This is a genomic window from Lysinibacillus sp. FSL P2-0066 (assembly GCF_037969495.1).
GTDB lineage: Bacteria > Bacillota > Bacilli > Bacillales_A > Planococcaceae > Lysinibacillus > Lysinibacillus boronitolerans.
This window is the reverse complement of record NZ_CP150202.1, coordinates 2,952,234-2,974,053: the sequence shown is the minus strand read 5'-3', so window position 1 is coordinate 2,974,053 and position 21,820 is coordinate 2,952,234. Positions and strand designations below refer to the sequence as shown.

Sequence of the window (21,820 nt, the reverse complement as noted above, 5' to 3'; positions counted from 1 at the left end):
TTGATTTCTTGTGTCAATACAACAAAAATCATTTTAACAAACGCTTGGCTAAATTGCAATAGATAAATGCAAAGAATATTTACTTGACAGTTTGAACAAACTACAGCTTGAGGTGAACTGTATGCAAAATTTTAATTGGCAACGAACAGATTTAATCGATGAATCAGAAGAGGTAGTTGTCCATCAGACCAAAGAGCAAAAAGAAAAGCTTGAACAATCAAGTGGCATTCAAATTGAAGATCGGAATGCTGGTAGGGTAAAAATTACAGATGTTCGAGTAGACGCTGAAGGAGAAAAGCAAATTGGCAAAAAGGAAGGGCAGTATATTACCCTGTCTGTCCCAACGCTAACATTAGAAGATCAAGAAGGCTTTGCACAACTTGAGCAAGAATTGCTAGTAAATTTCAAAAAAATGCATGAGGCACTTTCTTGGCAAGAGGACGATAAAATTTTAATAGTTGGTTTAGGTAATCGCACCATTACACCCGATGCAATAGGTCCCTATTTAATTGACCATTTGCATGGTTTAGATGTCATTGATGAAAAATTTGTCATGTATGCTCCAGGGGTAACAGGACAAACAGGCTACGAAACAGGTGAGTTTGTGGCTGCTATTGCTGAGCGTCTGCAACCGAAATTAATCATTGTAGTAGATGCACTTGCTACAAGAGCAAGTAATCGACTCTGTAAAACCATTCAATTAACTGATACAGGCATCCATCCAGGTTCAGGAGTAGGCAATCAACGGCAAGAAATTTCCTATGAGATGCTTGGCATTCCCGTAACAGCAATTGGTATCCCTACTGTAGTAGATGCACCTGTATTAATTGCGGATGCGGTAGAAACAATGCTCCGTTCGATAGCTGCTCGTGTAGCTGAACGCAGTAAACCGTCATCGAAGCTTTCATTATCCTCCTGGCAACCAGATATCAACAAGGAACTAGATATGACATTAGTACAACCTATTTTTGGAGAATGGGCGACATGGACGAAGGAGGAGCGACAGCAGCTGTTTGAGGAAACCTTCGCTGGCTCCCACACACAATTGATGGTTACACCAAAAGAAGCAGACTATTGGATTGATCGCTATGCAAAATTAGTGGCTTCTATGCTAATGGATTGGGCAAGTGATTTATAAAAAATTAAGAAGGAGTAGTCCTCCTAAAACACGCCTATTTATGCGTAAAACAAGAAAATTATTTTCGTTCTAATTAACATCCCCCCTCCATACGATATGGGGAGGAGGGTGTGACTTTGCTAAAAAAACTACAATGGTCATTTGGTATATTATTGTTCTTTTTCGTATTACCTGTCATTGCTGGGCAACTTCCGTTCAACAAGCAAGCATCGACTCCGATCAAACAATCAGAAGATAAGCAAGTCGTGTTTGCTGCTACCAATTTAGCTGAACAAAGTGTACTGGAACAAACGAAAGAACCTGAACCAGATCAAGCCCTAGACCCGGATCCATTTAAAGTGTTAGTGTTATTTACTCATACGCATGAAGCATACGAACCGATGGTAAAAGCAGTGAGTGGTAAGGTAGCGACTTCTCATGAAACGGTCAATATTATGAGCCTGAAGGATAAGATTGTGAATCATTTTAATGTAAATGGTTTAAAGACGGATGTTCTTGATGTAGATATTATGAAGAAATTACAAGAAGAGGGTAAAGGCTATCATGAGTCTTATAATGTGATGAGGCCATATTTAAGTAAGCATTTAGAAACAAATAATTATGATTTAATACTTGATTTACATCGTGACTCATTAAAACATGATCTTACAACGATCTCATATAATGGGGAAAACTATGCGAAAATCGCTATTGTCGTTGGTGCAGAGCATGCTAATTACCGCTGGAATACAGCCTATGCAGAAAGTTTATCATCCACACTAAATGCCATCGTTCCAAAAATATCTAAAGGGGTTATTTCTAAAAGTGGTGATGGTGTTGATGGTCGATACAATCAGGATTTAGCAAAGCAAATGATGATTATTGAAATAGGTGGAATTGGTAATACAGAGGAAGAGGTTAATCGTACGATTGCTGTAATTGGTAAGGCTATCTCAAAAGCGTTTGTAAATGATTCAAAAAAATAGACCAATCATATTAAAAAGTGGGACTCTTGTGGGCTCACTTTTTTAATATTGTATGATAATAAAATTTCCAGAAATAATTCTCATTAATTGTCTTTCCATTGCTCCATTCTTGTCTTATAATTTTCAAGTTGGCTCTCGAATTTCATGATAAAACGTTAAATGAAGGCATATGCAAATAAAGCAAACATACTTTTGAAGTATATACCATTTTTGGGAATGCCTTTTTAAGTCTATAGCAAACATACATATGAATTTTTAAAAGACAAAAAGTGATAACGTTTCATTTTTCTCTCAAACTTTTATCGTATTTCAAACGTCAAACATATAAGTGAACAAGCAAAAAGTAATAGAGAGGGGATGGTTATCAATTAAAAAGTTCTACGTGACAACAGGTTTTATCTTGATGCAGAAGGGAATACCTTCAAAAAGCGTTACTTCTTGTGGCATTAGATGTAACTAACATCTTCTCTCCAAAGTCTTGGGCGGTTGTCAGAGATCGTGACGGCTTTTAGATTAATTTCTCACTGAACAGCTAGAAAAACCACATTTTACCGAAACGAAATTGAGAGATTATTGAAGGAAGGAATAGTATGTCAGGCAAGTCATTAAATCATCGTTATATTCCTGGACTAGACGGGATTCGAGCATTAGCCGTTTTAGCAGTTATTGCTTATCATTTTAACTTCAGTTGGGCTAGAGGTGGCTTTTTAGGAGTAGATATCTTCTTTGTATTATCAGGCTATTTAATTACCTCTACCATCTTACCTTTAAAGGGCAATCAATTAACAGTCAGCCTAAAGAAATTTTGGGTGGGACGATTTAGAAGGCTACTACCAGCAGCCTACGTTATGATTGTTACATCATTTGTTTGGGCAATGCTCTTTCATAAAGAGCTTCTCCATACTTTGCGAGGGGATGCACTGTCCTCTATTTTTTATTCAAGTAATTGGTGGTTCATTTTTCATAAACTCTCTTATTTTGATAGTTTCGGTTCTCCATCACCTTTAAAAAACCTATGGTCATTAGCTATTGAAGAACAATTTTACTTGATTTGGCCATTACTCTTAATGATTGGACTTTTTATTGTTAAAAAACAAAGTAAACTAGCAAATATTGTCTTTTGTGGTGCCCTTTGTTCAGCATTCGTAATGGCGGTACTTTATCAGCCAGGTGCTGATCCTAGTCGTGTCTATTATGGAACGGACACACGTTGTTTTGAATTATTAATAGGCTGCTGGCTAGCCCTTGTTTGGCCAATGAAAAGACTATCTTCTCAAAAATTAGCAGCAAACCATGTGAAGAAACTAAATACGATGAGTTTCATTGCACTTACTATTTTTTTAGTAAGCATAGTGTATGTTGATGAATATCAATCCTTTCTTTATAGAGGCGGTATGTTTTTATTTTGCTTAAATGCTGCCGTGTTGATTGCATGTATTTGTCATCCAGTCAGCATACTAGGAAAAATATTAGCATGGAAGCCATTATGTTGGATAGGCTCTCGTTCCTACGGCATTTATCTATGGCATTATCCTGTCATGGTTTTAGGGACACCCATTCATGAAATTGGTAATGCCTCCTATTGGCGAATCTTCCTGCAGCTTTTACTAATCCTGATGATTGCAGAGCTATCCTATCGCTTCATTGAGATGCCCATCCGGAAAGAAGGATTCCGAGTCTATTGTCAAAAATATCTGATTTGTAATAAAAATAAATGGGGAAGCCTAACTTTCCCACGAAAAATATCAACGGTTATGGCTCCACTTTTTCTGCTTGTATTTTTCACAGGAATGACAGGTGTAGTGGGTGAAAGCCAGCAAAACCCATCTAAAACGTTTCCAACAACGATAAAAATTAATGGCGATGAGCCCACAGCCGAGTTGAACGAGCATGACAAACAAGCTGAAGCCTCAACCGACAAGCCCTCTCCAAGCAAGGAAGAGGGAGTAGAAGATGTTCAGGACATAGAAACGCCTAAACAAGAAGAAAATAACACCATTATAGAGCCTGAAAAGGATGATTTTTATCGTGGCATACTAGCCATTGGCGATTCCCTAATGATTGATATTGCACCGAGCTTACATAATATGTATCCGACCATTACAATCGATGGAAAAATAGGTCGTCAAGTTTCACAAGCTGTCAAACTTGCACCAAATTATGCAAGTTTTAATCAACCTAATTATGCAGTCATTCTACAATTGGGGACAAATGGTTTTTTTACCACTGACCAAATGGATGCACTCCTTGGCGCTTTTTCAAATGCTGATATATATTTAGTGAATACACGTGTGCCGCGTTCATGGGAAGCAAAAGTGAATGAAGCTTTACTGCAAAAAGCACAGGAACATGAGCGAATTACACTCATTGATTGGCATGCAGCAGCAATCAATCACCCTGAATATTTTGCCCCTGACGGTGTACATTTAGAGAAAAAAGGGGTAGAAGTTTTAACAAAGCTAATTCAACAATCCTTAAACAAATAAAATGAAAAAAGTCAGTATACACAGTGTTTTCTGCGTAGCTGACTTTTTCTATATCTTTGGAAGGGGAACTATTTGCACTAGCTATATTTATTCTATAGCTGATTTGTCTGCATTTATATACTTAATACTGTAAAATTTAAAAACGACATGAAACACTGAAAGTATTGATATTATAGGCTTTCAAGTCTAGTTGCTGTTGTACTTTGCGTTATGTTCATAGTATAATTCATTATAGTTTAATTAGGAGTGGAAAAGATGAACCGAGAAGCACGTTTAAAACGACAAGAGAATATACGAAATTTCTCTATTATTGCACATATTGACCATGGGAAATCAACGCTTGCTGACCGTATTTTAGAGCAAACAAAATCTTTAACTTCCCGTGAAATGAAGGCACAGCTCCTCGACTCAATGGATTTAGAGCGTGAGCGAGGCATTACAATTAAGTTAAATGCAGTTCAATTAAAGTACGAAGCAAAAGACGGCGAAGTGTATACATTTCATTTAATCGACACACCAGGACACGTCGATTTCACATATGAAGTATCACGTAGTTTAGCTGCTTGTGAGGGTGCCATTTTAGTTGTGGACGCAGCACAAGGTATTGAAGCACAAACACTAGCAAATGTTTACTTAGCACTAGACAATGATTTAGAAATTTTACCTGTAATCAATAAAATTGATTTACCTGCAGCTGACCCTGAACGTGTACGTCAAGAAGTAGAAGATGTTATTGGATTAGATGCCTCTGAAGCAGTATTAGCTTCTGCGAAAGCAGGTATTGGTATCGAGGATATTCTAGAGCAAATCGTAGAGAAGGTACCAGCGCCAACTGGTGATCCAGATGCACCACTACAAGCTTTAATTTTTGACTCTGTTTACGATGCCTATAAAGGTGTTATCATTTCGATTCGTGTCATCAATGGTACTGTTAAGCCTGGCGATAAAATTCGCATGATGGCAACAGGTGCGGAATTCGAGGTTATTGAAGTTGGGGTACATACACCAAAAGTTGTGCCACAGGCTGAATTAACAGTGGGTGATGTAGGTTACTTAACCGCATCTATCAAAAATGTAGGTGACACACGGGTAGGGGATACTGTAACCTATGCAAATCGTCCTGCAGCTGAGCCATTAGCTGGTTATCGTCGCTTAAACCCAATGGTATACTGCGGTTTGTATCCAATCGATACAGCCAAATACAATGATTTACGTGAAGCGTTAGAAAAGCTAGAGTTAAATGATTCTGCTCTACAATATGAGCCAGAGACATCGCAAGCACTTGGTTTCGGTTTCCGCTGTGGATTCTTAGGATTACTACATATGGAAATTATTCAGGAGCGTATTGAGCGTGAATTTAATATCGACTTAATTACAACAGCACCTTCCGTAATTTACAATGTTCATATGACAGATGGTACTGAGCTTAAAGTCGATAATCCATCCTTTATGCCAGATCCGCAAAAAATTGATCGTGTCGAGGAACCATATGTGAAAGCAACAATCATGGTACCAAATGATTATGTGGGAGCGGTTATGGAACTTTGTCAAATGAAGCGTGGTAATTTCATGACGATGGATTATATTGATACATCGCGTGTAAGTATTATATATGAAATGCCATTATCAGAAATTGTCTATGATTTCTTTGACTATTTAAAATCAAATACAAAGGGCTATGCATCATTCGACTATGAGCTTATTGGTTACCAGCCATCTAAGTTAGTGAAAATGGATATTTTACTAAATGGTGAGCAAGTCGATGCACTAAGCTTTATCGTACACCGTGACTTTGCCTACGATCGAGGCAAAATCATCGTAGAAAAATTAAAAGAATTAATCCCACGCCAACAATTTGAAGTACCAATTCAAGCAGCAGTTGGACAAAAAATCGTGGCGCGTTCAACAATTAAAGCCATCCGTAAAAACGTATTAGCGAAATGTTACGGTGGAGATATTTCTCGTAAACGAAAACTTCTTGATAAACAAAAAGAAGGTAAAAAACGTATGAAACAAGTAGGCTCAGTTGAAGTCCCTCAAGAGGCATTCATGGCTGTGCTGAAGATGGATGATTCGAAGTAATATCGATATAACAGGGTTTATAGGGGTTTAAGCAAATAGTTTTGTAGCAGTTGAGTGGAGATTGCCACCGATTTGCGACTGCATTGAAATTGTGCCAGCAATTTATAAATCTTTAGCGATGGAATCAAAAATATCGGAAGTATCTATCTTCTGTGATAAACGGACATAGCAGTTTTCAGTAATAGCTGATCTGCTGTGTCCTAATCTTTTTTGAATAGTTTTTATTGTTTCCATTATCATGTATGTCGTAAAGAATGGTACACAACGTAGTAATTAGTAATAATAATGCCCAGTTACTCGTTTTTATTAAGTACCAGGGCATTTTTTGTTTTGGCTACCATCAACTGCTTTCTTTTCAGATAATTTACAGTGAATCTTTTCAAAGGTCTCGAATCGCCTGCTTTTAATTAAGCTATCTTTCCTTACTCTTTTTCTTTTTCAATCTTTCTGAATAATAAATAAACTGTTGAAATTATAATATAAAGTATAACAAAATTTAGAAGCACACTATTTTCATTTTTACTGGCTATGTATACGTATAACCCTACTACCACTGCTAAAATTAATGATTTGCATATTGAATTCATATTACTTCCACCTTTTCTTAATACTAGAAATAATTTTATAGTCTTTCATATAATTTTATATTAATATCCCTTTTTAATTGCAATCTCCCTAATTTTTAAAAAAATGAATTATTTGCAAATGCAATTATTCATCCAGATTATTTCTATTACTATGTAGGAGTTTATGACATGACTATTAAATGGCACAGAGAAGAAATACTTTTCGATACTCTATATGAAGCCGATACTTGGGCAGATTCAATAGCAAATGAAATATACGGAAGAATTTATAACGGATATGATACTCCAGATTACAAAATAGCATATTCGCTTGCTTTTAGATTAGCTTCTATGAAAGAGTGTAGGATTTATACAGAAAGTAGTATTGAAGGTAGATATAAAGTTTGGGTCATTTTTGAAATTGAATAGTAAAGACCAAGTGCTCATTTAAAACTGAGTAGCTGGTTTTTGGTAATTCGAGGTTCTTCATTTTCAATTATATAAAAGTAATGGTGTAGAAACTAACGAAGCAACAGTATGTCCTGAGTTTCTCTCACTCTCTCTTACATTACATGGAGCTTTATGGTATATAGGCACCCACTACTTCAAACGTTAGTTTGGCATCAACTATAATATATTTTATATCTATTTCTTTATTAGGCTGGAACGAAGGGATGTGTACTATTTGGATAACTGTTTCTACCTTAGCTTGCAGCTTATCGCAATTAGGTATGGTCACAGTTAAGTAGAGTTATCAATGCTTAAACGTTTCTATGATAAATTTATTAAATAATAGAACTGTAAGCATGAGTACCTGAGGATTAAAATATTTAGATTAATATTGAGTATAGCCGTCAACTATAAAAGGAATCACTGTTTATACTAATTCCTTTTATAGTTGACCATTCTGTTTGAACCTTATTGAAACAATAGGAAAAACTTTGCTAATAAAAAAATGGGGACTCCTACAATTATTACGCCTGCAAAGAAATAACAAAACAACATAAAAACATCGAAAACCGCACCGGCTAAATCATCAATGAATTTTAACATTTCATTTCCCTCCAAACATAATAAGTATTAGCATTTTTAATCTCTTTATTGCTTATCAATCATCATTGATTCAACGTCTTTTTTAGAGTCTTAATCCACTTAATCGAGAGTCACGTAAATTTTTATTAGAATGATTTTCATCAGATGGTAACGCTTGAAAGCTAAGTGTGTCAACTTTAATGAAGTCACACTGAGTATTCATTGTAATTTGTCATACCCTAACCACGAAGCTTGTGTGTAATTCCTAATAACGACCCTGTAAATCTTTTGGGAAAGTGTTTTATATTGTATGCAAAAAGCATGTTATTGTCTAAAGATTTGTTTTTACATGTGTATTCTGATAGAGCATTTACTTCTAAAATCCAAAGGGTAATGCGCGTTTCCATATCATATGATGATTATTTGCTCCCCAATAGTTTTCAAGTACAAAATCTGGCTGGCCAAATTTTTTCTGCCAGATGACTTGTGCTTGTTTATACCCACTATCTAAACAAAAAGCAGGAACCCTTCGATTTTCTAACGTCATTAGCATTTTCTGTAGTAGCATGGTGCCAATACCGCGATTTTGGTAATCTGGATGAACAAATACGGTACCGATTTCTGGACAATCGAATAGATTTTCTTTAATCGTCTGTTGAATGATTTCGTTGGCTTCACCATATTCGATAGTGCCTATTATTTCATTTGTTTCTTCGTTCAAAGCTAACCAGAAAAATCTTTTTTCGCCCTGGCTCTCTAAGTCCATTGCTACGTACTGTTTTTTCGTTTCCCATTCATGCTGTTGATCGTCCACTAGCTCGGCAATCCCTTCCTTTGCATAAGTATCCTGAATGACAAGATAAAAGAATTGGTGTAACGCCTGGATGTCCGATTGTTCTGGACGTCTAATAAGTAATTTCATGATTGCTTGCTCCTTATGATGAACGTCTTCTATTTTTTAATAAAGATTGAGCTCGTCCCACTTCAACATTTAGTAAATCACCCATTTCTAGCTGTAGTGCGGTCGATCGATCAAGTGCCAGCTGTAACCAATGATCGGAGGCATCATATTTTTCAGCATGCCATAGCATCTCTCCATAACAAATCGCAGCACGAATAAATGTGATATGGTCATTCACCAGCTTTGCTAAATGGATGGCTTGTTTGAGACATTCTTCCGCCTGTGATACCTTGCCATAATCTAAATACCGAAGTGCTTTCAAAAATTCCGTGTTGGCTTGCTGTATTGTCTGTTCATTCAAATGTTGTGACATGACAAATCGCTCCCATCCGTTATTTTTGTTCAATTATGCCTACTACAGGTCTATTTTAATGATTATATCATGTTCCCCTAAATTGGTTAATGATGGGATATGATAAAATACTAAGAAAAACACTTGATAACGAAAAGGAGAGAATTCCATTGAAAGATTTAGAGGAGAAACTCGATGCAGTATTAGAGCAAATGCGTGATTATATCGAAGGGATTCACGAGCAGGGGTCGGCCTATCCAATGTTTTTTTATCATCAACCTGAAGAGGATATTAGCCATTTTGTGGATAGTGGGTGGTTATTGCCAGCGGAGTATGTCTATTTTTTGAGACATTATGTCGTTGAAAGGGTTACATGGGATACAGGTGATTATATTAATCTAAAGATCTATGGAGCAAGGGATTTAATACGTGGACAGGAGGGCTATAATTATAATCCAGTGACAGATGAGATGATTGAGGATTGGCCACAGAATTATTTAGTTATCGCAACAGATGAAGGTGATCCCTATTGTCTGGATTTATCAAGAGGAGATACAGCTATTTTTACTGCTCCTCATGGGACAGGCAGTTGGCATTTTACAATGGCTTACGACAATCTAATTATGTTCCTGGAAAGTGTACTAATTCCATCTAGTTGTGAGGATATGTTGCCTGTAGACATTCCTGTAGCGTACTATGAACTAACGATTACTGGGGAAGGAAAAGAGAAACTAAAGACATTATTGTTGCTAAAAAAAATTCTATCTTATGATTATTCGCAAGCAAGAGAGGCTTTAGAGCAACCCCCACTAGTGATTTATAGGGGAGTTGAAGCGGGTGCCTTAAAGTTAGAGGCCGAGTTACAGCATATCCGTGCAGATTACCAAAAAAGGAAAATTAGCTTAGCTGAATTTATTGGATGAGGGAAATTAACAAGAATCATGGACATTCCTCCTCTCAAATATATTTCACAAGAAAGGAAGAGTATGGATGAAAATTAACAAAGCATTAGCACCACACTATCAATGGGGAGCACAGTGTGATGGCTGGCATCTTGTACAAAATACGGACCTTAGTGTTATACATGAACGTATGCCTGCTCAAACAGCTGAGGTAAATCATTACCACCATCATGCACAGCAGTTTTTCTTTATTCTTTCAGGCACAGCTACAATAGAACTGAATGATCAAAGAATTGAGTTAAAGCAACATGAGGGAATAGAAATTCCTCCAAATTTACCACATCAAATGCGAAACGATTCACAAGAAGATGTAGAATTCCTCGTGATATCACAGCCAAATAGCAAGGGAGACCGAGAGCTACTTTAACTGCACTAAAGTAAACTTCATTCTTTCGCATGAAGCCATTCTTATCAGCTACTTGTATAGTAGGGAGTGTAAAGGGGTGCTTAAAGATGAAGATTACGAAGGTCAAATTATATGTTCACGATGTGCAAAAAATGCAGCAATTTTATGTTGTTCTGTTAGGCTTTGCTTTGTTAGAAAGAACTGCTGACCATTTTACAATAGCCATGGGGGAAAGCAGGATGACATTTGAGAAGCTTTCTTCTAAGATCCCAAAGCAATATCATTTTGCATTAAATATTCCTAGTAACCTATTTCAACAGGCAAAGATTTGGGCAAAGGAGCATGTAGGCTTGCTGGATTCAGAGGGGCAGGATGACGTCTATTTTGAATTTTTAAAAGCTTACTCATGTTATTTCTACGATCCTGAAGGCAATATAGTGGAGTTTATTGCCAGACAAGAAATAAATCCAAAACATGCTGACGTTAATTTTTCTGTAGAGCAAGTGTTACATATTGGGGAAATCAATTTAACGTCAGATAACATTCAAACAATTGCTGAAAAGTTAACGAAATTTACTATAAAACCTATGGCAAACAAGGAAATCCAACTAGATGGTCTTAATTTTCTAGGAAACTATGAAGACGGGGCCAATATACTATTAGGGCCGAGTGAACGTCTTTGGTATTTTTCTGATAAAAAAGCGGTAATCAGCCCGATTTGTATTGAAATAGACGAAGCGTTACAATTAAATATGGATGAAAAAGGTCAACTAACCCTTATCCAACTCTAGCATCATAAACTTATTATTGATTAAATATTTATTGTTTTGTATATTTATTCAATATAAGGAGTCTGTTAGATGTATATAATCAAAGAAACAAATCCGACGATAGACTCGTATAAAGCATTGCACCAAACAACTGGCTGGAATGCAAAAGGGCAGTATACGTATGAACAATTATACAAGGCTATTTGTAATAGCTGGTTCAGTACATCTATATATGATGAAGGCAATCTAATTGGCTATGGACGTATTATCTCTGATGGTATCTATCAAACATTTATCTGTGATGTGATGGTGCACCCTGATTATCAACGAAAAGGAGTTGGCACAATGGTGATGGATGCTCTTTTAGAGCAATGTCAGAAGGAAAATATAAAATGGGTTCAATTATTTTGTGCTAAAGGTAAACAAACTTTCTATCAGAAGCTTGGATTTAAGGAACGTGAAATAGATGCTCCTGGTATGATGTTGTTTTATACGTAATGAATAAAGGAGCTAGAATCGTTGAAAGCAAAATGCCTGAAAATTTATGAATTTGGAAATCCGCAAGAGGTTGTAAGGCTAGAGAATAAAACCATCGCGCCTCCTCAAGGTCAAGAAATTCTTGTTCGCATGCTAGCCAGACCGATCAATCCTTCAGATTTAATACCAATATGGGGGAAATATGCTCATAGAATCACTTTACCAACTATACCTGGCTATGAGGGTGTAGGAATTATTGAAGAGGTTGGACCGCTTGTTTCACCAAGGCTTATTGGCCAGCGCGTATTACCTTTACGGGGAGAGGGAACTTGGCAGGAAATAGTGAAAACGCAAGCAGATTTTGCAGTGACTATTCCTGACACAATGGATGATTTTACAGCCGCACAAATGTATATTAATCCAATCACAGCTTTCGTAACATGCTCAGAGGTACTTAATTTACAATCAAACGATGTCTTATTAGTAAATGCCTGTGGTTCTGCCATTGGACATCTCTATGCTCAACTTGCGAAATTGCTAGGCTATCAGCTTATTGCAGTGACACGAAGTAATCAGCATACTGAAGAATTACTGCAACTTGGGGCAGCTTTTGTCATTGATACCTCTCAAATGCCACTTTACGAAACCGTTATGGCATTAACAAATGGTAAGGGAGCAGATGCAGCAATTGATTCGATTGGCGGAGAGGCCGGCAATCAGCTTGCCTTCTGCGTAAAGCCCGAGGGTATTTTTTTAGCTATTGGTCTTTTATCGGGTATTCAGGTAAATTGGACAAACATTGTGAAGGAAGCAAAGGTGCAAGCGAGGATCTTTCATTTACGTCATTGGCAACGTCAGACGTCAATTGAAAAATGGCAACAAACGATGCAACAACTTATACACCTTGTACAGGATGGCTCCTTAAAAATGATGAATGTACATGCTCGTTTTCCATTATTGGATATCCATAAGGCAATCGATGCTGTTGAGGGAACTAAAAAAGGAAAAGTATTTTTAACGAATGTTGATTAAATAACATACTACCGTCGTAGTTGAGCTACTACGTGTAGTATGTTTTTTGGTTCTATAATATTTTTTGGGGTATTTACACAATTACACGCATAAAAAAAGCACAGATTCACTGATTTATATATACTTGAATTGTCGAGAAACAAGTAATAGAAAGGTGAACTGTGCAAATGAATTTTAACATGAATATCCCAGGATTAAAAGATGTAGAGATTACGAAAGTAGAAGAAGTAGGCGATCGAATCGCATTGTATGTGCAATTGCCTAAGTGCACGCATCCATGTCCAGTTTGTGAAAAAAAAACATCGAAGGTTCACGATTACCGTATACAAAAGATCAATCATTTAAAATGGTTTGAACGTTTAACTATTCTTTTCTATAAACGTCGTCGTTATGTTTGTGATTGTGGAAAGCGTTTCTCTGAAAAATCCCCCTTCGTAGATAAATATCAACGTTACTCAAAGGAATGGAATCAAGTAGTGAGTATACGTGCTATTAAAGCTAAAACATTTAAAGAAGCTGCAGAAGTGCTAGGTACATCAACCACGACGGTTATTCGCCGTTTTAAAAAGGTAGCGAAAAAACAATTAGTAGAGGGTGTACGTTTACCAAAAGCAATTGCGATTGATGAGTATAAAGGCGATACAGATGCAGGTACGTATCAGTTAATCATTGCGAATGCGGAGACGCGCGAACCGATTGATATTTTACCGAATCGTAAAAAAGAAACCATAAAAAATTACCTAAGTCAGTATGGAGCAGATGTTGAGATAGTGGTCATGGATATGAATCCAAGTTTTAAAGCAGCTGTTCGTCAAGCGCTAGGTCGACCTGTTATTGTGGCAGACCGGTTTCATTTTAGCCGTTATATCTATTGGGCAATGGATGAAGTGCGCCGACAAGTACAAAAAGAATGGGACAAATACAATCGTACAAAGTGTAAACGTATGCGTCATGTATTGTATAAACGTGCATCTAAATTATCACCGAAACAACAGTGGTACTTACAGCGTTATACAGAAATGTCTGAAACATTAAAAGTAGCTCATGAATTAAAGGAAGCCTATTGTGAATGGTTTGATTGGGCAAAGACAAAAAATGATGTTGTAGAAGTGAAGAAGCGATTACTAGCTTTTTACCGTAAGGTAGAAGAGACAAAATTACCAGCTTTCTTAAAAGCCATTCAAACATTGAAGAACTGGCAAGTAGAAATCTTAAATAGCTTTAGTTTTGGTTATTCCAATGGCTTCTTGGAAGGCATTAATAATAAAACAAAAGTGATGAAACGGAATGCATATGGCTTTCAGCGTTTCGATCACTTTCGAGCAAAAATCTTATTAAATTTAAAGTATAAAGAAATCGGAGTTCATCTGGGTTAATGTGTTAAAAGATTACACCACCCCAACATTTGACTTAGAACCTGTTTTTTTATAGGGACATGAGTGTTTTTAGCTCTGGAGAAAATAGTTCATACATTGTCCTGCCCCAAAAAGTGAGCAAGTCGCTCAAAAGAAGTGAGCCTCCGCCCAGATTAAAGAATTCACTAGCAATAGTAGTAACATATCTTTAAAACTAACTAAATTAGTAATTTGAGGTAATAAAGAGGTATGATAAGGTTAGGTGTTTTTAAATAAAGGAGTACAGATGATGGAGAAGATCAACCAACTAAAACAGTCAATACAACGATTGAGTGAAGCTGATGCGAAGTCGATGCTTCTTTTAACTTTAATAAATGAACAGTCAAGAGATAGCATGTTAGAGTTTTTATTACAGCAAGCTGAGGAGCGGGATTCTTCAACGGTACAAACGGTGCATATTGTATTCGGTCATTCACCTGGGGGGAGCTTGAAAGCAGCCTTTCGTAATCCTGACTATGCTAAGTCCGAGGAGATTATTGTTGTGCCAGGTAATTTTTCTGTTGGTCCTTTGAAAGATGTACATACAAGGGACGGAATTGAAGCTCGTTTTCAATGGTTGGAACAGCGCTATCTAATAGAAGATGATGGATTGATCATATGTGAGCGGGAGATGAAGGAAGCCATAGAGAAAATTAAAAATATCCCCCCTCATAAGGATATACTGATTTGGACTTGTCAAAATGCTCATGAGCAAATAGGGCTTCGACTCGTTTTGGCGATGCTCGAACAGAAAACAAATGATATCTATGTATTAGATACTTTTCAGTTATTTCATGAGTTATATACTTTACCACAGTTAGCAGAGGATCATTATCCAAGATCGACTGGAGAGGTCAACACAGAGGATTTACTTTACTTTTATGAACATTTCCAAAGATGGCCATTAAAAGAAGCATTGAGGCACTCCCTATGCAAAGAAGGGCTAAATCTGTTAATGGATGATTACGATTGCATACATACATGGAAATATCATGAACTTTGGGGAAATAATAATGAGGATAGAGAGGATGACTTGATCATTACCTGTGCTAAACGTTTACAGGAAGAACAAGAGGAAATTCATTACGAAGTTGCAGCTAGGTTAATTGGAGAGGTACTGGGGCATATGGAGGAATTGAGAGAGGCTGAATGGATTGACTATCGTCTGCGTCAATTAATTCAGCAAGGCATTTTTTCTTATGAAGGTGAGTTAAAGGGAATATTACACTATAAAGTAAAGTTAGCAGATGCAACGAACTATAATCCTTCATGATTTTTATGATATAATTTTTTTGATATAGACGGTTAGAAGGAGTGAGATCATTGTTAAAAACAGAAGTATTTGAACAATTAAAAACGGCAATGAGAGAAAAAGATACGTTAGCGAAGGGTGTATTATCTCTTTTAAAGTCAGCATTAGATTCAGCTGAAAAAGAAAAGGGAGAGGCTTTAACAGCTGACGAAGAAATAGCTATTATTAATCGAGAGGTCAAACAAACAAATCAGGCTTTAGAAGGTGCACAAACGGCTGGGCGAGCAGACCTGATTGAAAAAGAGGAAGCCAAATTGACACTTTTGAGATCCTTTTTACCAAAGCAATTATCAGAAGAAGAAATTGCAGAGAAATTAGTGGCAGCGGGTGTTGGAAAAGGAATGAACATGGGAGAAGCCATGAAAATTGCAAAACCATTGCTGACAGGTCAGGCTGAAGGTGCCGTTATTTCAAAAGTTGTGAAAAATATTATTGCCTAAACTTTTACCATTTTGGTAGGAGAGTTTTTATGGAAAGAAGAATCCGCTATGCCGAAAATGTGCATAGCGGATTTGTTATTTTTATAACTGGAATTTTTGAATGATATTGCGGAGCTGTTGAGCCATTTCAGCTAAGTTATTTGAGGAAGCTGTTATTTCTTCGATACTTGCAGATTGCTCCTCAGAGGCAGCAGCTACGTTTTGAATATTGCCTGAAGCTTGAACAGCTACGACCCCCACTTGTTCAACAGAACTAGCAATACTGCTAACACCTTCATTGATATTGGACATCACGTTATTGACATGGTCCATTTCTCTCGTCAGTGCAGTGACTTGGGTATAAATTTCTGCAAATGCCTCTCCGGATGCATTGAATGTTGTTGAGCTTTCGGCAAGATTACTGCTACTGATAGCCATTGATTTGACGGCTTGTGCAGATTCTTCTTTAATCGTTTCAATGCGTGTACGAATACTGTTAGTTGCCTCTAAAGATTGATCGGCTAATTTACGGACTTCCTCCGCTACAACTGCAAAGCCTTTACCGTGTTCGCCTGCACGCGCTGCCTCAATCGAAGCATTTAATGCAAGTAAATTCGTTTGATCTGTAATTTGGGTAATCAGTGTCACAATATCCCCAATTTCATTTGTGTATGTGCTTAAACGTTCTACTACAGCTGCTGACTCTTGAATAGCCTGAGATGTTACGGCCATTTTTTCAGTAGCATCTTGGATCGTTGTGTTGCCCTTTTCTGATATAGCAGATGCTTGGAATGCCTTATCTGTAACATCGGTTACACTTGTCACTACCTCTGACATTTTGCTAGAGATGGTTGTAATATGACTATCCACTTCTTCAATCGAAGAGGTTTGCTTTTCTGAACCCGCTGCCACCTCTTGCATAGAAGAGGTTATTTGCTGGATGGATGCACTTGTCTGTTCAGAGCTTGCTGTTAATTCCTCCGACATTGCGGCCACTTGTTCAGCATTTTGAGCGATTTGTTTAATTAACGAACGCAAATCTTCCGTCATGTTTTCAATGCCTGATGAAAGCTGGGCAATTTCATTGGAACCTTTTATGTGAAGAGGTTCAACAGCCAAATCTCCCTGTGCAACTTGACCAACATAACGTGTCATTTTTTTAATTGGCTTTGTAATGCCTACACTAATAAAGTAAGCAACGATTATACCAAAAATTACAAATACTATCGTTAAAATAATACAAATCCAAAGTGTTTCCGTTTGAAGCTTAGAAATGAAGGAAGCATCCATATCTAAACCGAAAATAATATCTGTATCTTTAAATGGGATAAAAATGGATTTATGGATACCATATTCATCCTTATAAATATCACTTGTTTGTGTGTTACCACTAGCTACGGCTTCATGCATTTCTTCACTAAATACATAATCTTGCTGATGATTGTCGGTATTACTTAGTGCGACGATATGTTCCTTACCATTTGCTTTAGAAAGGATATAGGCGTTTTCAACATCATATTTTTTAACCGTTGCATTCAATTGATCTAAAAGCTTTTTGTATTTGTCAGGGCTACCATTATCCGCTGCCTTTACATCATTTTTCTCAATATCTTCAAAAATTGTTGTCGATGTAATCTCTAAAGTAGATTCAAATTGTTTAATAACAAAGTTGTCAATAATGCGGTAAGAAACGGCAAATAACACAATACTAAAGAGCAAGGAAATAATCGCTATTGGAATGGTGAAACTGGCAATATATTTGTAGAGTAAAGAACTCTTAAATTTAGTGACGATACGCAATGTGGGACGCCTCCAGTACTTTAAGCTTTTGCTGTAAGAAATGAATCATATTAGAGATGTGTTCTGTCTCCGTATAAGGTGAGATAGAGAAAAATTTTGCCGCTGCAACTGGTACTTGTTGTGTTGTATCACTAGTACTAACCGTGCAAACACGCGTTGTGTCACCAAAGAATACTTCGTCTCGACCTTCTCCAATAATTTCAAAGAATGAAGCATTGATACCGTTTATGTGTTCTATTTGGTCTTGTGTATAGTGACCAGCTTGTTCAGCTTGCCAATTCATGCCGTCTGGATATAAACGAAACGCTGTGACTGGCCCAATATTGGATTCATTAACCACCTGTAGCATTGGCGTTTTCGCAGCTAATTGAGCACGGAATGCTAAATTCACACGTACATAATTAGCTAATAGTTGTTGATAGCCTTCCTTACCAAATGCCTGCAATGCAGCAAAAATAGCAATGGAGCTACCCATTCGAGAGCATTCTAATGTATAGCCAGTATGATAAGAGCCATAACCACGATTGCCTACATATGGCGTATCAAAGTCCTCAATATCTAGTAGCTGTAAACTTTTACCTTCCTTAATTAAAAATAGACTAGTTAAATAAGGTGTTTGGCCAAGCTTTTGGAAATCAAAGCATAGGCTATCCGCAATGGCTAGATGTTGCATACGTTCACGGATTTGTGCTAATCCCTGTAAAACCTCTGACTCGAATTGGAGTGGGTTTTTATTAAAATCATAATCATTAAAGAAGGCATAAAAACCACCTAAAGCCGAATCAGCATGAATATGTACTGGTTGTAAGTTGTATTTCTTCTCAAGGGTTGTTGTGACTTCTTTGATGGCTTGGACATCATCAATACCAAATTGATCAGTAGCACCTGTTGTCGCTACTACATAAACAGGAATACCGCCATTTTCGATGACGTCTGTCATACGTGCACGTAAGTCTTCTACATCCATCGAATGATCTTTACCTGCTTTTACACGCACTAAATGTTTACTGCCGATACCCACGGCTTCTACTGATTTTAAAAGACTGTAATGGGCATTCTCTGAAGCAAAGCAATATAAATTAGTAGGAACACCATCTTCTTTTGCTTGAGGGAATTGTTTTGCAATGGCAAGACGAAGTCCACTAAAAACAGCACCTTGTCCACCCCATGTAGTATAGCCAAAACTTTTCGTATAATCATAGCCTACTAATTTAGACATCATTGCTACTACTTTAACCTCACACTCAGCAGCAGCAGGACCATAAACATCCCATAAATTATTGCCATTCAATAGCGCATTTGTAAACTGTCCTAACACTCCAGGAATACTTGCCATCGGTAAAACATTTGTTACAAAGTTACGTGTATGATAAGGGTGTCCTTGCATTAAATGTGTCAATTCTTTTACAACTTGATCGAGTCCGATCCCAGTTGTTGGCACTTGATGCTCTTGCATAAGCTCTTGATAAAAATTAGCAGATCGCTCTTTCATTGGACCAAGAGTTGTCTTATTTGGGTTCTTTAATTCATCTAATGAGGAAACAATTTTCTCTAATAGGGACAAAAAATTCTCTCTTTGTTGGATATTTCCATCTTCGCTCTGGAATAATTGTTGGATATTTTGCATATTCATCATCCTTTTGTAGTTCATATTTCCTCTATTTTTACTTTGATAAAAATAGGACATTATACTAAAGGTATAATAGCATATTTTAGCAGAGATGGTGATTATATTTTACTGAAAAAATATTTATAGACATTTCTGAAAAATCTAAGTTTTATTGACAAATTCTAACTATGTTACTGTAGCTTGATTTTTAAAGAAATATCTTAAAATGAAAAAGGATGATGATATTATTATAAGAAAAACTTTAAGAGCTATTACTTTTTATCTATTTGACTAGTTAAAAGAAAAAATCTGCTCAAAGAAAGTGCAGATTTTAAGAATTTCGTTATAGTTTGTTTATTTTGTGGTTTCAAAATTATAGACATGCTGTGCTTGTTTTTGAATCATTACTTGGGGTGTTAATGTTAATAACTTATTTCTCAGGCTAATTAAAAAACGATTATTCATCTGAGCCATTTTGCCAATATTCCATGATTGCTTAGAGTAGTTGGCAAATGCTTGAGTGATATTTTTAAGATATTCATAGTAAACTCGATGAAAGCTATGGAAGACAAAGAAAAAGAAAAAGATATTTTAAAAACAGCAATCAAGATGGATAAGATTTTAGACAATATGGAATATATAAATGTTCCTGTTAAATACAAAGACATTCACAAAGACATACAAGTAGGGGTTACAGATGCAAGAAAAGCAACAAAGCTTATTAAAGACGCTAGTAAAGAGGATAAACCGAATATGCAAGAAGCTGTACTAAAAAGTACTCCACATTTATCGGGTGTAGATGGGGAAAATTGGGATAATGCACTTTATGAGTTAAGTAAGGAAAATAAAGATGCTTATCTTAAAGCACTTGATAAAATAATGAAAGAACATGCGGAATAATATAGTACTATACAACAATTATAAAGGAATTATTTCGTAAAATTAGTTCTTCAACTAACAGGGTGCTTTAGTTCAATAAGAATTAAACAACTTTAAAGAGCCTTACTACACGCTAGAGTGTAGCAAGGCTCTTATATTTTTATAATAATATTAAACAATTTTATTATCGGTTTACCTTTTAAACGTCCATAGAAGGGGATTTTTAATTAACTATTAATGGATTAGACATACCATAACATGAGAACCTAAACAACTAGCACACGCAACAGCACCTACAACATTGCCACCAAATATTACTGACGCACATGCGGCACTACAAATTTGTTTTGTTAGTTCAGGGGCATCATACCAATAGTTTTTTAAGCATTCCCATGAATCACTCCAATAACCTGCTTTAGCACTATTAGTTGATAAAAGGGAAACTTCTGAATTTTCATCGAAATAAACTTGTTTATCAATTACTTTATTTGTACCTACTTCAAGAGTCATACCAAGCATGTCTTCATTGTTTAATGTTGCATAAGTAACATTGATTTCATTATTCTCTATATCTAAAGTTGATTTCATAATGATAAATTCGCCAACTTCACCAGTGGTTTTATCATAAGTAGTCAATAATCGAATATCAAAACTTTCATTGTTCTTTTTATAAGGAATCATCAAACCATCTTTATTCTTACCGTAATCCATATACTCAGTATTTTGCCAATCAAAGTCTTCTCTACTGTATTCACTATGTGTGAAATTCTCTGCAATATCTAAATCCTGTTTCACTTCATTTACAACTACTGAGTCATTAAGGAAACCATTCTTTTCAATTTGCAAAGGTGCTTGTTGTGAGCAACTATTACAATCAGTAGTGTCAGTAGTTTCATTTTTTTCTTTAGCTAAAGCACCTAAATTTACAGATAGGGGTTGAAATGCTAAAAACATAACCATTACAAAAAAGATCAATTTTTTCTTCATTTACTATTCCTCGTAAATTTAAATTTACTTTTTTTGAAAAATTTGTACCACGGGGTACCTATAAAGAAAACAGCAAACAATAGGATAAGAAAATCATAGGTTTGTATCCCATCTGAAAAAAGGATAAGCAATACGGCTATAAATGCCAATACTCTAAGTAGGACTGATTTTTTCATTTAAGACCCCCATTCTTTTCTGATATTTCGGGAACGGTTGATATACAAAAACCATTCGTGGAAAATTCTAACATAAAAAATATTTAATTACCATAAATATACCAATTATTTTATTTTCTTTTATACTACGAAGTA

19 protein-coding genes and 1 pseudogene are annotated in these 21,820 nt (G+C 36.2%); 14 read left to right on the top strand and 6 right to left on the bottom strand.

Annotation, left to right across the window (positions count from 1 at the left end; all coding sequences use genetic code 11):
• Positions 1-121 precede the first annotated feature (121 nt).
• The 5 genes from gpr (at position 122) to MKZ14_RS14845 (ending at position 7,666) form a co-directional block, all read left to right on the top strand.
• The gene (gpr, locus tag MKZ14_RS14865) at positions 122-1,138 is read left to right on the top strand and encodes a GPR endopeptidase (protein ID WP_258859822.1); all 1,017 of its coding nucleotides are present in this window, start codon (positions 122-124) and stop codon (positions 1,136-1,138) included.
• A 110-nt stretch (positions 1,139-1,248) separates the two neighbouring features.
• On the top strand, positions 1,249-2,103 hold the full coding sequence (gene spoIIP, locus MKZ14_RS14860) for a stage II sporulation protein P (protein ID WP_312126003.1): 855 nt from the start codon (positions 1,249-1,251) through the stop codon (positions 2,101-2,103).
• 590 nt (positions 2,104-2,693) lie between these two features.
• Positions 2,694-4,589 carry an acyltransferase family protein gene (locus tag MKZ14_RS14855; protein WP_312126002.1) on the top strand — a complete coding sequence of 632 codons (1,896 nt, stop codon included), beginning with the start codon at positions 2,694-2,696 and terminating at the stop codon, positions 4,587-4,589.
• Positions 4,590-4,844: 255 nt separating this feature from the next.
• Positions 4,845-6,671 carry a translation elongation factor 4 gene (lepA, locus tag MKZ14_RS14850; protein WP_004226914.1) on the top strand — a complete coding sequence of 609 codons (1,827 nt, stop codon included), beginning with the start codon at positions 4,845-4,847 and terminating at the stop codon, positions 6,669-6,671.
• Positions 6,672-7,426: 755 nt separating this feature from the next.
• On the top strand, positions 7,427-7,666 hold the full coding sequence (locus MKZ14_RS14845) for a hypothetical protein (RefSeq protein WP_016992483.1): 240 nt from the start codon (positions 7,427-7,429) through the stop codon (positions 7,664-7,666).
• A gap of 489 nt (positions 7,667-8,155) precedes the next feature.
• Here MKZ14_RS14845 and MKZ14_RS14840 read toward each other — a convergent pair whose 3' ends face one another.
• The 3 genes from MKZ14_RS14840 to MKZ14_RS14830 form a co-directional block, all read right to left on the bottom strand.
• On the bottom strand, positions 8,156-8,290 hold the full coding sequence (locus tag MKZ14_RS14840; protein ID WP_016992482.1) for a hypothetical protein: 135 nt from the start codon (positions 8,288-8,290) through the stop codon (positions 8,156-8,158).
• 355 nt (positions 8,291-8,645) lie between these two features.
• Positions 8,646-9,194, bottom strand: a complete 549-nt coding sequence (locus MKZ14_RS14835; RefSeq protein ID WP_339281019.1) for a GNAT family N-acetyltransferase — start codon at positions 9,192-9,194, stop codon at positions 8,646-8,648.
• Between the two features lie 10 nt (positions 9,195-9,204).
• Positions 9,205-9,543 (bottom strand): hypothetical protein, encoded by a 339-nt coding sequence (locus MKZ14_RS14830; protein ID WP_016992481.1) that lies wholly within the window; start codon positions 9,541-9,543, stop codon positions 9,205-9,207.
• A gap of 149 nt (positions 9,544-9,692) precedes the next feature.
• Here MKZ14_RS14830 and MKZ14_RS14825 point away from each other — a divergent pair, with 149 nt between their 5' ends.
• The 8 genes from MKZ14_RS14825 to MKZ14_RS14790 all read left to right on the top strand — a co-directional run bounded on the left by MKZ14_RS14825 (position 9,693) and on the right by MKZ14_RS14790 (position 16,255).
• Positions 9,693-10,445, top strand: a complete 753-nt coding sequence (locus MKZ14_RS14825) for an SMI1/KNR4 family protein (RefSeq protein WP_339280177.1) — start codon at positions 9,693-9,695, stop codon at positions 10,443-10,445.
• Between the two features lie 67 nt (positions 10,446-10,512).
• On the top strand, positions 10,513-10,851 hold the full coding sequence (locus MKZ14_RS14820) for a cupin domain-containing protein (RefSeq protein WP_016992478.1): 339 nt from the start codon (positions 10,513-10,515) through the stop codon (positions 10,849-10,851).
• Positions 10,852-10,937: 86 nt separating this feature from the next.
• Entirely contained in the window at positions 10,938-11,621 is a 684-nt protein-coding gene (locus MKZ14_RS14815) for a VOC family protein (RefSeq protein ID WP_339280176.1), read from the top strand.
• Positions 11,622-11,690: 69 nt separating this feature from the next.
• Positions 11,691-12,098: a GNAT family N-acetyltransferase gene (locus tag MKZ14_RS14810; RefSeq protein WP_339280175.1), complete on the top strand. Its 408-nt coding sequence runs from the start codon at positions 11,691-11,693 to the stop codon at positions 12,096-12,098.
• A 21-nt stretch (positions 12,099-12,119) separates the two neighbouring features.
• The gene (locus MKZ14_RS14805; protein ID WP_339280174.1) at positions 12,120-13,109 is read left to right on the top strand and encodes a zinc-dependent alcohol dehydrogenase family protein; all 990 of its coding nucleotides are present in this window, start codon (positions 12,120-12,122) and stop codon (positions 13,107-13,109) included.
• A gap of 161 nt (positions 13,110-13,270) precedes the next feature.
• Positions 13,271-14,485 carry an ISL3 family transposase gene (locus MKZ14_RS14800; RefSeq protein ID WP_333007013.1) on the top strand — a complete coding sequence of 405 codons (1,215 nt, stop codon included), beginning with the start codon at positions 13,271-13,273 and terminating at the stop codon, positions 14,483-14,485.
• 268 nt (positions 14,486-14,753) lie between these two features.
• Entirely contained in the window at positions 14,754-15,776 is a 1,023-nt protein-coding gene (locus tag MKZ14_RS14795; protein WP_339280173.1) for a DUF1835 domain-containing protein, read from the top strand.
• Positions 15,777-15,826: 50 nt separating this feature from the next.
• Positions 15,827-16,255, top strand: a complete 429-nt coding sequence (locus tag MKZ14_RS14790) for a GatB/YqeY domain-containing protein (protein ID WP_048392170.1) — start codon at positions 15,827-15,829, stop codon at positions 16,253-16,255.
• Between the two features lie 81 nt (positions 16,256-16,336).
• Here the strand turns inward: MKZ14_RS14790 and MKZ14_RS14785 are convergent, their stop codons facing one another.
• Positions 16,337-18,034, bottom strand: a complete 1,698-nt coding sequence (locus MKZ14_RS14785) for a methyl-accepting chemotaxis protein (RefSeq protein WP_339280172.1) — start codon at positions 18,032-18,034, stop codon at positions 16,337-16,339.
• The gene (locus tag MKZ14_RS14780) at positions 18,018-19,661 is read right to left on the bottom strand and encodes a pyridoxal-dependent decarboxylase (protein ID WP_054550089.1); all 1,644 of its coding nucleotides are present in this window, start codon (positions 19,659-19,661) and stop codon (positions 18,018-18,020) included. Before MKZ14_RS14780 ends, MKZ14_RS14785 begins: the two co-directional genes overlap by 17 nt.
• A gap of 522 nt (positions 19,662-20,183) precedes the next feature.
• On the opposite strand from MKZ14_RS14780, the pseudogene MKZ14_RS14775 reads away from it, so the two are divergent.
• A pseudogene (locus MKZ14_RS14775) lies at positions 20,184-20,543 on the top strand (hypothetical protein); the annotation flags it as partial.
• A 213-nt stretch (positions 20,544-20,756) separates the two neighbouring features.
• On the opposite strand, the gene MKZ14_RS14770 reads toward MKZ14_RS14775, so the two are convergent.
• Complete coding sequence (locus tag MKZ14_RS14770) at positions 20,757-21,509, bottom strand: hypothetical protein (protein WP_227744900.1); 753 nt, start codon at positions 21,507-21,509, stop codon at positions 20,757-20,759.
• Positions 21,510-21,820 lie beyond the last annotated feature (311 nt).